Annotated in this window: 11 protein-coding genes and 1 pseudogene; 5 read left to right on the forward strand and 7 right to left on the reverse strand. The window is 72.1% G+C overall.

Features of this window, described 5'->3' with window-relative positions:
• Window positions 1–150: 150 nt before the first annotated feature.
• A pseudogene (locus ADK60_RS41810) lies at window positions 151–411 on the forward strand (IS5 family transposase); the annotation flags it as partial.
• A gap of 196 nt (window positions 412–607) precedes the next feature.
• Here the strand turns inward: ADK60_RS41810 and ADK60_RS13775 are convergent.
• Together ADK60_RS13775 and ADK60_RS13780 are read right to left on the reverse strand one after the other, a co-directional pair.
• Window positions 608–1,321, reverse strand: a complete 714-nt coding sequence (locus ADK60_RS13775) for a cation efflux transmembrane domain-containing protein (protein WP_053646002.1) — start codon at window positions 1,319–1,321, stop codon at window positions 608–610.
• Window positions 1,321–1,656, reverse strand: a complete 336-nt coding sequence (locus ADK60_RS13780; protein ID WP_053646003.1) for an ArsR/SmtB family transcription factor — start codon at window positions 1,654–1,656, stop codon at window positions 1,321–1,323. Before ADK60_RS13780 ends, ADK60_RS13775 begins: the two co-directional genes overlap by 1 nt.
• Window positions 1,657–1,891: 235 nt before the next feature.
• On the opposite strand from ADK60_RS13780, the gene ADK60_RS13785 reads away from it, so the two are divergent.
• On the forward strand, window positions 1,892–2,203 hold the full coding sequence (locus ADK60_RS13785; protein ID WP_053646005.1) for a hypothetical protein: 312 nt from the start codon (window positions 1,892–1,894) through the stop codon (window positions 2,201–2,203).
• A 31-nt stretch (window positions 2,204–2,234) separates the two neighbouring features.
• Here the strand turns inward: ADK60_RS13785 and ADK60_RS13790 are convergent, their stop codons facing one another.
• Genes ADK60_RS13790 through ADK60_RS44760 form a run of 3 tightly spaced genes read right to left on the reverse strand, consistent with a single transcriptional unit; the run spans window position 2,235 to window position 4,734 of the window.
• A complete protein-coding gene (locus ADK60_RS13790; RefSeq protein ID WP_053646007.1) occupies window positions 2,235–2,924 on the reverse strand; it encodes a hypothetical protein in 690 nt (229 codons plus the stop codon).
• A gap of 11 nt (window positions 2,925–2,935) precedes the next feature.
• Window positions 2,936–4,330, reverse strand: a complete 1,395-nt coding sequence (locus ADK60_RS13795) for a DUF4062 domain-containing protein (protein WP_053646011.1) — start codon at window positions 4,328–4,330, stop codon at window positions 2,936–2,938.
• A complete protein-coding gene (locus tag ADK60_RS44760) occupies window positions 4,330–4,734 on the reverse strand; it encodes a hypothetical protein (protein ID WP_159400428.1) in 405 nt (134 codons plus the stop codon). The genes ADK60_RS13795 and ADK60_RS44760 overlap by 1 nt, the downstream gene beginning before the upstream one ends.
• 470 nt (window positions 4,735–5,204) lie before the next feature.
• Between ADK60_RS44760 and ADK60_RS13805 the strand changes: the two genes are divergently transcribed.
• On the forward strand, window positions 5,205–7,040 hold the full coding sequence (locus tag ADK60_RS13805) for a glycosyl hydrolase family 18 protein (protein ID WP_079008337.1): 1,836 nt from the start codon (window positions 5,205–5,207) through the stop codon (window positions 7,038–7,040).
• Between the two features lie 188 nt (window positions 7,041–7,228).
• Here the strand turns inward: ADK60_RS13805 and ADK60_RS13810 are convergent, their stop codons facing one another.
• Window positions 7,229–8,125, reverse strand: a complete 897-nt coding sequence (locus tag ADK60_RS13810; RefSeq protein ID WP_053646033.1) for an NADP-dependent oxidoreductase — start codon at window positions 8,123–8,125, stop codon at window positions 7,229–7,231.
• A 70-nt stretch (window positions 8,126–8,195) separates the two neighbouring features.
• On the opposite strand from ADK60_RS13810, the gene ADK60_RS13815 reads away from it, so the two are divergent.
• Window positions 8,196–8,858 (forward strand): TetR/AcrR family transcriptional regulator, encoded by a 663-nt coding sequence (locus ADK60_RS13815; protein ID WP_053646016.1) that lies wholly within the window; start codon window positions 8,196–8,198, stop codon window positions 8,856–8,858.
• Window positions 8,859–9,341: 483 nt separating this feature from the next.
• A complete protein-coding gene (locus ADK60_RS13820) occupies window positions 9,342–9,878 on the forward strand; it encodes an HAD domain-containing protein (RefSeq protein ID WP_053646018.1) in 537 nt (178 codons plus the stop codon).
• Between the two features lie 200 nt (window positions 9,879–10,078).
• Here the strand turns inward: ADK60_RS13820 and ADK60_RS13825 are convergent, their stop codons facing one another.
• Complete coding sequence (locus ADK60_RS13825; RefSeq protein WP_053646020.1) at window positions 10,079–11,095, reverse strand: SDR family NAD(P)-dependent oxidoreductase; 1,017 nt, start codon at window positions 11,093–11,095, stop codon at window positions 10,079–10,081.
• Between the last annotated feature and the right edge of the window lie 585 nt (window positions 11,096–11,680).

Raw genomic sequence — 11,680 nt, forward strand, 5'->3', positions numbered from 1 at the left:
GGCTGGCCAGGCAGTGGTGGAGCTGGCCGCGCACGCGTCGCTCCTGTCGAAGCGCTCGAAGCGCTGCCTACAGCAAGACGTCTCGCTCGGCCCCTGCCAGAGCTGACCCAACTCCCGGCCCTCAACGCCTATTAGGCGTATTCGTCGGCGGCCAACCGCGCCTACCTGCGCAGGCGCGGAATCCGGTGCACGATCGCCGAGCCGGCCGACCAGGTCCGCAACCGACGGCGGCGGGGCCGCTCGGGTGGCCGGCCGCGGGTCTTCGACCGGGAGGACTACCGGGCCCGGTACGCGGTGGAGTGCGGGATCGGCCGCCTGAAGCAGCACCGGGCGGTCGCCGCGCGGTTCGAGAAGCTGGCCTGCCGGTTCGAGGCGACGGTGCAGGTGGCGGCGATACAGCAATGGTTCTGAGGAGCACCAAGCGTCAGTGCGCGGTGTGCTCGGTGCTGGCCGGGCCGCTCGGGCATCGTCACGGGCTTGTGGCAGTAGGGGCCGTTCTCGCTGCTGTAGTTGCCGGTGCCGTGATGACAGCGGCCAGGCGGACTTCCCCGTGGACGGCCAGTTACGGCGTCGTCCTCGGGGAGCGGTCACGTCCCGTAGTGGCGGGTCAGTTGCGGCAGTCGCAGCCCGGTCGGCAGCCGCAGGCATCGGCGCTCGACTCACCAGCCGCAGGAGCGAGGCTGGTCGTGGGGGCGCAGCAGCCCTTGCCCTGCCAGGCGTCGCGGCCTTCCTTGACGGCGATGGCGGCGATGACCAGGGCGGCGATGGGGTCGGCCCAGGACCAGCCGAGGGTGGCGTTGAGGATGAGGCCGACGAGGAGGACGGCGGAGAGGTAGGTGCAGAGCAGGGTCTGCTTGGAGTCGGCGACCGCGGAGGCGGAGCCGAGTTCGCGGCCGGCCTTGCGCTGGGCGGCGGACAGGAACGGCATCACCGCGAGGGACAGCGAGGCGAGGGCGATACCGGGGATGGAGCGTTCGGCTTCGCCGGTGCCGGCCAGGGCCCGGATCGAGTCGACGCTGACGTAGGTGGCGAGCGCGAAGAAGGAGACGGCGATGATCCGCAGGGTGGTCTTCTCGCGGGCCTCGCGCGCGATGTGGTCTCGGGCGGAAAACTGCCAGGCGACCGCGGTGGCGGAGGAGACCTCGATGATCGAGTCCAGGCCGAAGCCGATCAGCGCGGTGGAGGAGGCGAGAGTGCCGGCGGTGAGGGCGACGATCGCCTCGATCACGTTGTAGGTGATCGTGGCGGCCACCAACAGCCGTATTCGCCGGGTGAGCGCGTCGCGGCGGGCCGGGGACGGACCGAGCGAGATCGTCGCCATCAGCAGCAGCCCTTCTCGTCCGCGTCCACGCAGGTGCGGTCGGTCTCCACCGCGACGACGGCGGTGCGCAGGTCGTCCAGCGCGTGGCCGAGCCGTTGGTCCGCGAGCTCGTAGCGGGTTCGGCGCCCGACCGGGACGGCTGCGACCAGACCGCAGTCGCGCAGGCAGGCGAGATGGTTGGAGAGCCGGGTGCGGGAGACACCCAGCATTTCGGCCAGGTCGGAGGGGTGAGCGGGGGCTTCGCGCAGGGCGAGCAGAATGCGGCAGCGGATCGGGTCGGCGAGCGCGCGGCCGAACCGCGCCAGCACCTCGACCTCGGAAGCGAGAGTCAGCACAAGCCCAACGATACAGAGAATCCTGAATTCAGGAAATCCTGTCTTGTGAGGCGGGGAGCTGGAGAGCCCGCCCCCGACTACTGCGCGTGATCGAAATCGCGGCCACTTGACGCCCCGTCAGGTTGCCGCGAGCGGGGAATCTCAGCTGGCCACCAACACTGTGACGACCGCACCGTCGGCCCGGCTCCTAAACGCTGCCGCTCTCCGATTGGCGGCACTGGCTGTCCTGGGCTGTGTGCCGCCGGCGGTCCTCTTCCCGGGGCCGTCGGCCCTCGTCGTTCTGCTGATCGGGTCGGCGCTGGCGTGCCGGGAGCGGGACGCGTTCCGAACGGTGTGCGCTTCGAGCGTCGCCCTCATCGCGGTCGGCTCGGTGGTCTGGGTGTACGACGGGATGTTCCTGGCAGCGCCGACCGTTCCGGTTCTGCTCGTCGCACGGTGGGTGGCGGGTCCGGGCGTAGAGGTGGAATGGGGTGCACTCGTGCTGGGCTGGACGGTCGGGATGCTGCCCGTGCTGGGCTGGACGGTCCTTGCCCTGCGGGTCCTGTGAGGGTGGCCCGGGCTTCCGGGGCCCGTGGATGTCAGCCTGCCGGGGGTCGCCGGTCGGCGCGCAGGAGTTCGGCTCCCTCCGAGTCCGAAGTCTGAAGGGTGTCGTCGGTGTCCAGGACGTCGGGTACCGCGACCAGGAGCTCGTGGAGGAAGTCGTGGTGCCCCTCCGGCGTCGGCGCCGTGTGGTTCAGCGGATAGACCCCGAATTGCAGGTAGTGCAGGGTCTTGCGCATCATCTGGGCCGGCGAGCAGACCGAGACGAGGGTGCCGAAGCCCCCGTCCCTGAAGTACGAGGCGGCGACGAAGCACTCGTCCGCCGAGCCGTAGACGCCGGCGTCGCCCTTGTAGCGCGCGTTGAGGTCGTCGCCGTGGACGGCCGAGGACGGTACGCCGAGCTTCTCCAGGAAGTCCCCGCCGGCCCGGCTGAGGCTGCTCTCGTCCTCCACCCCGAGGTGGCGGTGCCGACTGCCCGGCACGTAGACCTCCACCGGGCGTCCGGCCTTCAGGTATCCCTGGAAGAGTTCGTGGCCGCGCCGCAGCCGGGCCGCGAACTCCTCGCCGGGCGTGCCGCCTTCGGCCAGCGGGTGCTGGGCCGCCACCTCGATCAGCACGCCCGGAAGGTGCCGGCGGGTCCGCATGAAGGCCTGGGCCGAAAGGAGTCGCTCGCGCCACCGCTCGGCCGCGGCGGGGGAGAGGAGGGGTGTCGTGTCTCGCATGTCCATCGCAGCTCGCCTCACGTGATCGTCTTCACTTCTCCGCGCTCCTGGACGATGGCCCAGGTCCGGTCGAAGTGCTTCCAGCAGGCGTCGATCAGACCGAACTCCTCGGTCCCGCGCAGTTCCAGGGACGGGGTCTCCGGGGCCCTCGCCGGCGGCAGGGTCAGGGTGATCCATCCCCAGGTCCGGTCGCACAGAATCATCGTGGACCGCAGGTGCGTGGTGAAGAACCCGATCTCGGCCGATCCAGCGGCCGATCCAGTGGTCGAGCCAGCAGTCGAGCCGGCGGCAGACCCGGCGGCCGTGCTGCGCGCCCGGGCCTCGCGGACGATCGCCCGCAGCCGCGCCTCCACCTCGCGGACCTCGGCCGCGATCGGCGAGCGCTCGTCCCACAGCGACTCGGACTCGTCGACGTCGGCGAGGAACTGGCCGTCGGAGACCGGCACCAGGACGCGGAGCCGGGCCCCGGCCACGAGCGCCTTCGTCAGGTAGGGCGTCTGGATCTCGATCAGCCGCTTCCCGCTGGTGGACATGATCCCGATCGACGCGGCCTTCCCGAGGTTCTCGCTCAGGGCGTTGCCGGCCTGCCCGTCCACGCTGATCCGGGCCACACCGATCTGCGTCCCCGGCGCCACCAGGTTCTGCCATTCGGCGGAGAAGGTGTGAGCGGTCGAGTTGCCCCTGACCCAGCCGGGCTGGGGATTGTGCCGGACGGCCAGCCGCAGCGACCTGGTGACATCGCTGCGCAGGCCGGAGACGGTGCGCCAGGGCCGCCAGAGCCGCTCGCCGCGCACCTTCTCCCGGAAGACGGCGAGCCGCTCGGTGTCCTCCGGTGTCGGCTGCCAGCTGTCCGTGTGCAGTTCGGCGGGATCGGAGTGGACGAACACCAGGATGGGCTTGCCCAGCGAGCGGGCGTGGTCGTACTCCCGTTCGGTGAAGCTGACGGTCCCTCCGTTGAGGTCCCCGTAGCGCGCCCCGAGGATGAGGACGAGGTAGTCGCAGTCGTTGATCACCCGCGCGACGACGTCCCAGGCGCCCTCCGAGCGTGCGTCGAACAGCTCCATGCCGGAGGGGATGTACCCCTCCGTGACGAGCTCGTCGATGACGGCCTCGCGGTGCTGCCGCAGGTCGAGGCTGGTCGAGCTGACGAACACCTGGTAGCGGCGCTCGTCAGGAGCCTCGGGCGCCGGCGGGGCCGCGCCCGACGGTGCCGGGGCGCCGGAGCGGGGTTCGGGCTCCGCGGGCCCGTAGTAGTTGAAGTTGTTCGTCACGGTGCTGCGTGAGCCGATGGCGTTGCCGGCGACGTCGGCCCCGGCGCCGACCCCGCCGCCGCGGACCTCCACGTGCTCGGCCGGCCGTTCGGGTTCGGCCGGGTCCGGTTGCCCGCGCCGCCGGAAGCGCCCGCCCGCCATCAGCCGGTCACCTCGCCGCCCTCGCCCAGCGCGTTCCCGGCGACATCGCTCCCGGCGGCCACCGCCCCCTCGCCCTGGGCGGACACGGTCCGCCCGGGCCCGGGTGCGGGCACACCGAGCGGGCTCGCCAGGGACACCCCGGTGACCCTGCTGTCGGCACCGATCGCGTTGCCGATCACGCTCCCCCCGGCAGCGACCGCACCGCGTCCACCGGCCCGGACGGCAGCACCCCCGCCATGCCGCAGCGCGAAGACCGAGGCGACCAGCCCGGCGAGCCCGACGACCGCCCCGACAACGGCACTCGCGCGTTCGGCCCCGGCGGCGTCCCCGAGGACCGCCCACAGGGCCAGAGCGACTGCAACACCTGTACATACCAATGCTGTTGACCAGAACAGCAGGCGCATGTGCGATGCCCCCCATCACAGCGACGACCCGTAGAACGGTACTACCCGGCCCCCGCCCGAACCACGCTCCGGGCACTCGCGTGCCCCGGGCGCCGCTCGCCGCCGCTGCCCGCTGCGCCCGCCGGAACCGGTCGAGGTCGAGGAGCCCGAGTTGGAGTGGGAGCCGGAGTGGGAGCCGGTGCGAATGCCGGCGACCGTCGCGCCCGGTTACGTCCTCTGTTGCGAGTACGAGGCCTCGACCGGTGAATTGATGCTGCATCGGATGACGGCAGGTCGTCCCAGGTCGTCCCAGGACGGATCCGACGCGCGCCCCGTCCCGGCAAAGGGAAGGTAAAGGAAAGTGGTCTGAACCTCTTGACTGACTGGTCTGGACCTTTCTAGTCTCGCCGAAGCACCCTGCGGCGGACGTCGCGCAGCGTGCGGTCACGGACTCCCCACCCCTGTCCGCCCCCACGTCGAGGAGCCCTCTCTTGCTGACTCGCTTCGCCCTGCCCACAAAGAGGTTGAGAGCCGCCGCGGCCGGCCTGACCGCGCTCGCCCTGCCGCTGGTCGCCGTCGTCGGCCTGTCCACCCCCGCCCAGGCCGCCACCTCGGCCACCGCCGCCTTCGCCAAGGGCTCCGACTGGGGCTCCGGGTTCGACGGCAAGTGGACGGTGAAGAACACCGGAACCACCACGCTCACGTCCTGGACGATCGAGTGGGACTTCCCCGCCGGCACGAGCGTCGCCTCCGCCTGGGACGCCACGGTCACCAGCACCGGCAACCACTGGACCGCCAAGGACAAGGGCTGGAACGGCACCCTCGCCCCCGGCGCCTCGGTGACCTTCGGCTTCAACGGTGCGGGCCCCGGCGCACCCAGCGGCTGCAAGCTCAACGGCGCCTCCTGCGACGGCACCGACCTGCCCGGCAACCAGGCGCCGTCCGCGCCGGGCACCCCGGTCGGCTCCGACATCACCGACACCTCGCTGAAGGTGTCGTGGACCGCCGCCACCGACGACACCGGCATCAAGAACTACGACGTCCTGCGCAACGGCACCAAGGTCGCCACGGTGACCGGCCTCACCTACAGCGACAGCAACCTCACCGCGGGCACGAGTTACACCTACACCGTCGTCGCCCGCGACACCGCCGACCTGACCGGCCCCGCCAGCGCGCCCGGCACCGTGCGCACCACCGGCGGCGACATCGTCACCGGCGACCAGGTCAAGCTCGGCTACTTCACCAACTGGGGCGTCTACGGCCGCAACTACCACGTGAAGAACCTGGTGACCTCCGGCTCCGCCGCGAAGATCACCCACATCAACTACGCCTTCGGCAACGTCCAGAACGGCAAGTGCACCATCGGCGACGCCTACGCCGACTACGAGCGCGCCTACACCGCGGACCTCTCCGTCGACGGTGTCGCGGACACCTGGGACCAGCCGCTGCGCGGCAGCTTCAACCAGCTGCGCGAACTCAAGCGCCTCTACCCGCACATCAAGGTGATCTGGTCCTTCGGCGGCTGGACCTGGTCCGGCGGCTTCGGCCAGGCCGTGCAGAACCCGGCCGCGTTCGCCAAGTCCTGCCACGACCTGGTCGAGGACCCGCGCTGGGCCGACGTCTTCGACGGCATCGACCTCGACTGGGAGTACCCGAACGCCTGCGGCCTGACCTGCGACACCAGCGGCGCCGACTCGTTCAAGAAGATGGTCCAGGCCATGCGCACCGAGTTCGGCAATGACCTGGTCACGGTGGCGGTCTCCGCCGACGCCTCGCAGGGCGGCAACATCGACAAGGCCGACTACGCGGCCGGTGCGCCGTACCTCGACTGGTTCAACGTCATGACGTACGACTTCTTCGGCGCCTGGGCGGCGAAGGGCCCGACCGCCCCGCACTCCCCGCTCACCGCCTACGACGGCATCCCGAAGGCCGGCTTCACCTCGGCCGAGGCCATCGCCAAGTACCGGTCGATCGGTGTGCCCGCCTCCAAGCTGCTGCTGGGCATCGGCTTCTACGGCCGCGGTTGGACCGGCGTGACCCAGTCCGCCCCGGGCGGCACCGCCACCGGCGCGGCGGCCGGCACCTACGAGACCGGCATCGAGGACTACAAGGTCCTCAAGAACACCTGCCCCGCCACCGGCACGGTCGCCGGCACCGCCTACGCCCACTGCGGGACCAACTGGTGGAGCTACGACACCCCGGCCACCATCACCGCCAAGATGGCGTGGGCCAAGGCGCAGAACCTGCGCGGCGCCTTCTTCTGGGAGTTCAGCGGCGACACCGCCAACGGCGAGCTGGTGAACGCGATCCACACCGGCCTCAAGTAGCACCGCACGACCCGCGCCACCCGCGCCACCCGCACGACCGCTCGCAGCGGCCCGCCGTCCCCGGCGGGCCGCTGTCGGCGTTTCAGCGCCGAGGTACCGGCGTCACGTTCCCGAGCCGGCCGCCGTAGGTGAGGTCCATCGAAATCCTGTGACGGCGTCGGAGGGGTGCAGCCCGCGTGCCGACGGGTTCACCGGACGACAAGGACCCGGCGCCCGCGGGTGTGGCCGGCGCGGCTGTCGATGTGGGCGGCTGCGGCTTCGGCGAGCGGGTACGACTTCTCGACGGGGATGTGGAGCCTTCCTCGTGAGACGAGGTCCGCGGCCGTGGTGAGTGCCTCCGGCACGCTCCCGGCCGTGCCCGAGAACCGGACGCCGTGATCGGGTGCGCCGAGATCGGCGATGGACACGACCTTCCTTGCGTCGCCGGTGAGTTCGACGAGTTCGGGGATCACGCCCGAGCCGGCCAGGTCGAGGGCGGCGTCGACGCGGCCGAGCTCGCGTACCCGGTCGGGCCAGCCCTCGTCGTAGGTGGTGGCGAGGGCGCCCAGGCTCCGCAGGTAGTCCTGGTTGCGGGCCCCGGCCGTGCCGACGACGCCGATGCCGCGGTCGCGGGCGATCTGCAGGACGGCCGAGCCGACCCCGCCGGCCGCGCCGCTGACCAGCAGGGTCTGCCCCGGGCGGACGCCCACCTCGCCCAGGATCCGCAGCGCGGTCTCCACCACCGAGGGATAGCCGGCGGCCTCCTCGAAGGTGAGGCCCTCGGGCATGGCGGTCCAGGCCGTCAGCACGGCGAACTCGGCGTAGGTGTCGATGCCTTCGCCGAACACGCGGTCCCCGACCCGTGTGCCGCGGACGCCCTCGCCGATCCCGTCGACGACTCCGGCGGCGTCCAGGCCCAGTCCGGAGGGCAGTCGGGTGGGGTGGGCGCCGAGGACCTGGCCTTCGCGGATCCGCCAGTCGACGGGGTTCACGCCCGCCGCGCGGACGGCTATGCGGATCTGGCCGGGCCCCGGTCGGGGCTCGTCGGTGTCGAGGAGGTGCAGGACGTCGGGGCCGCCGAACTCGGCGAAGATCACCTTCTTCATGCGGACGACCATAACACTAACCGTTAGTGTTTTGTAGTTGTGAGGATTTCGGTCCTGATAGCGTGGCCGGATGACCGAGAGGACCGGGCCGACCGGGCGCCGCGAACGCAAGAAGGCCGCCACCCGTCAGAAGATCGCCGACACCGCCCTGCGGCTGTTCCTCGAACGCGGCTACGACGCGGTGGGGATCCGCGACGTCGCCGCCGAGGCCGATGTCGCGGTCACCACGGTCTTCGCCCACTTCGCCTCGAAGGAGGCCCTGGTCTTCGAACAGGATCAGGACTTCGAGCAGCGCCTCGTCCACGCCGTCACCGACCGGGCCCCGCACGAGACGCTCGTTCCCGCGCTGCACCGCGAGATCCGGGCCCTGGTGCAGCACTGCACCGCCGACGGCGCCGCACCGCTCTGGCACCTGATCGACACCTCGCCCGCCCTGCGGCAGTACGAGGCGACGATGAGGCTGCGCCACGCCGAATCCTTGGCGACGGCCATCGCCGCGGACGTCGCGGTCACGGCGGACGACGTCACCGCAGTCGGTGTCATCGCGGAAGCCGGGCCACGGCGCAGCACCACGGCGTGCCGGACGATCGCACGATTCGCGATCGACGCCTTCACGCTGGCCCGGGAGGCGGCCGACCCGGACGCGGCACTGGAGGAGATCTTCCGGATGATCGAGGCCGCGTGGAACACCGCGGGCGCCGGTGAGCACCCTGCCGCACCGGCGGGCCGCTGACCCCGCGAGTCCGCTCCGGGCGGCGACTGACACCGTCCGGGGTGGTTTGCGGTGGCGGATCGGGGTGAGAAGAGGGTGCGGTGGGCGAGAGCGAGGTCCGGCCGGCGGACATCCCCCCTCTTCGCCGCCCGGACCCGCCCACCGCGTTCAGAGCCCGGTCACCGTGACGACAGCGCACCGGTGGCCGGGCGGCCCGAAGTGTCGGATCCCCCGCGGATCGGCGGGCCGACGCGCAGCCGCGGGCCCGGCGAAAGACGTTCCGGCGCTGCTGTCACATCCGGTGCGGTCGGTCTGCTGGCGGGTCTCGTGGTTCTACCTCGCCCCCGTCGCCGTCACCCTCGGCCTCGGCCTGGCCGCCTGACGGGCGAACGGCCGCCGTCGGTGTTCGGCCCGGTCAGGTCGGCCGACGGCGACGGAGGGTGTGGCGGGTCCTGGCGAGTGCCGCGGGTGGGTGCCGCTACCGGCGGTCGCTATCGTGCTTCCGTGACCGGCTCCGCGCAGCGTCCGCTGCTGTTTCTCGACGTCGACGGACCTCTCATCCCGTTCGGCGCGGCACCCGAACGGTATCCGAGCTTCGCGACGGGGGCCGACGGGCTCGGTGATGATGCGAATCCGCTCCTGAGCAGGATCGATCCCGCGCACGGGCCCCGCCTGTCGGCGCTGCCGTGCGAAATTGTGTGGGCGACGACATGGATGGCCGATGCGAACGACTGCATCGCACCCCGCATCGGCCTTCCCAGGCTCGCGGTGGTCCGCTGGCCGGAGCCGTCCGACACCGAGGAGCAGGACGAGCGGGACGGGCTGCACTGGAAGACCCGAGCCCTCGTCGACTGGGCCGCGGGGCGGCCGTTCGCCTGGGTCGACGACGAGGTCACCGACACCGATCGGGTCTGGGTCGCCGCCCATCATCCGGGGCCCGCCCTGCTTCATCGCGTCGATCCCCGGATCGGTCTGACGGAGGGCGACTACGCGGCTCTCGAGGCCTGGTTCCGCCGGCAGATCCGGGTTCCGGGCCGGTGACCGTGAGGAGGTCACCAGGACGGTCGGGCGGCGGAGTGGCCGGCTCTTCCTGGCACGGGTACTGGCACGCGGACTGGCACTGGCGCGGGTCGGCACCCCGGCCTCCGGGGCAGGCGAGGGCGGCTTGGCTTTCGGCGTGGGTGGCGCTGCGAGCCGCCCACGTCCGAGCGGGACGCAACGAGCAAGGCCCGCACCCGATCTCATCCGGTTGAGGCGTCCGTCTCGCCAGCTCCGGCGGCCGCGGGGCCTTCGGTCCGGCCGGGCCTTGCCGGCGCGGTGAATGTCGGGTCGTTGCCGGTCAGGTCGCGGCTGGCCGCCCAGAGGCGTGCCGCGACGGTCGTGTCGGTGAGGTGGTCCCACAGGGGTTCGGTCCTGGGTGAACCGCGTAGCCCGAACACCCGGGGGCTCAGCATCTGGCCGCCGCGGACGCTCGGGTCGAGTACGGCCCGGACCGCGGGCCATGCGCCGGCGTCCTTGCCCTGGACGACGAGGCCGAGCGGCAGGTGGCCCAGCCGCTCGCGGGCGCTCCGGGCGTGGAGCGGCGGGCGCGAAGGGGTGAGGGAGTCGAGCGCGCCGCCGGGATGGACGAGCACGCTCAGTGTCCTGCTGCCGGCGGCGCGCAGACGGCGGTCGAGTTCGAGGGCGAAGAGCATTTGGGCCAGCTTGGAGCGGGCGTAGGCGCGCTTGGGCCGGTAGTCGTGCGTGCTCTGGAGATCGTCGAGGTCCAGGCGTTCGGACTTGGCGGCGAAGCTGCCGGTGGTGACGATCCGGCTCCCCGGGGTCGCCGCGAGCAGGGGAGCCAGGTGGTGGGTCAGCGCGAAGTGTCCCAGGTGGTTGGTCGCGAACATCAGCTCCTGGCCGGCCGCGGTTGCGCGGCGCGGTGGACGGTCGAGCGCCACCCCGGCGTTGTGGACGACCGCGTCGAGGCGGTCCGGCCCGAGCGCGTCCACGGATGCCCGGAGCGAGGTCGGATCGGCCAGGTCCAGGGGCAGGTGCCGCAGCTCGGCGCCGGGGACGCGCGAGGCGATGGAAGCGATCGCGGCTTCGGCCTTCGCCGGGTCGCGGCTGCCGAGGACGACCGTGGCCCCGGTACCGGCGAGCTGCTCGGCGACGAAGTACCCGATGCCCGCGTTGCCGCCGGTGACCAGGAACCTCTTCCCCTCGGCGCGGGGCAGCCGGTGGACGTCCCACGGTGGGGTCTGGGGTACGGAGGGCATGGCGGGCTCCCGGAGCTCGGAGTGGTCTGGTGGCGGTCGGGGCCGCGCGTTCACGGCCGCTCACGCCCAGTGCCTACTGTCCCGGGGGCCACCCACATCCCACCGACAGGTCGCTGTCCTCGCTGACAGTCGGCGGCCGGCAGCCGACCGCTGTCGGCGTCTCAGTCCTGCGGCGTTTCAGTCCTGCGGAGTGGAACCGCGCCGGTGCGTGCCCGGCTTGCGGCGGCGGATCAGGAAGGTGCCGGCGACGACGGCGACGGTCCCTGCGGTGAAGGCGACTGCGACGCCGGCCCCGGTACCGGTGGTGGACAGCTCCGTCGTGGAGGTCGAAACAGGTTGGCCGATGGCGAGGGCCGGCGTGGCCTGCGGTGCTGTCGCAGGTGCGGAGGGCGAGGGGGCGACGGTCGTGGGCGGGGCGGGTACGGAGGCCGTGGGCGTGGCGGACGTCGACGCCGGCGTGGGGAGCGGGGACCTGGAAGCGGGAGGTGTGGAAGCGGCTGGGCTCGGGCCCCGAGTCGAGCCGGTTGTCGCGGTCGGCCTGGAAGTAGTCGCATCAGCCGCCGGGGGAGCCGGGGGAGCCGGGGG

The sequence above is a fragment of the Streptomyces sp. XY431 genome, assembly GCF_001279805.1.
GTDB lineage: Bacteria > Actinomycetota > Actinomycetes > Streptomycetales > Streptomycetaceae > Kitasatospora > Kitasatospora purpeofusca.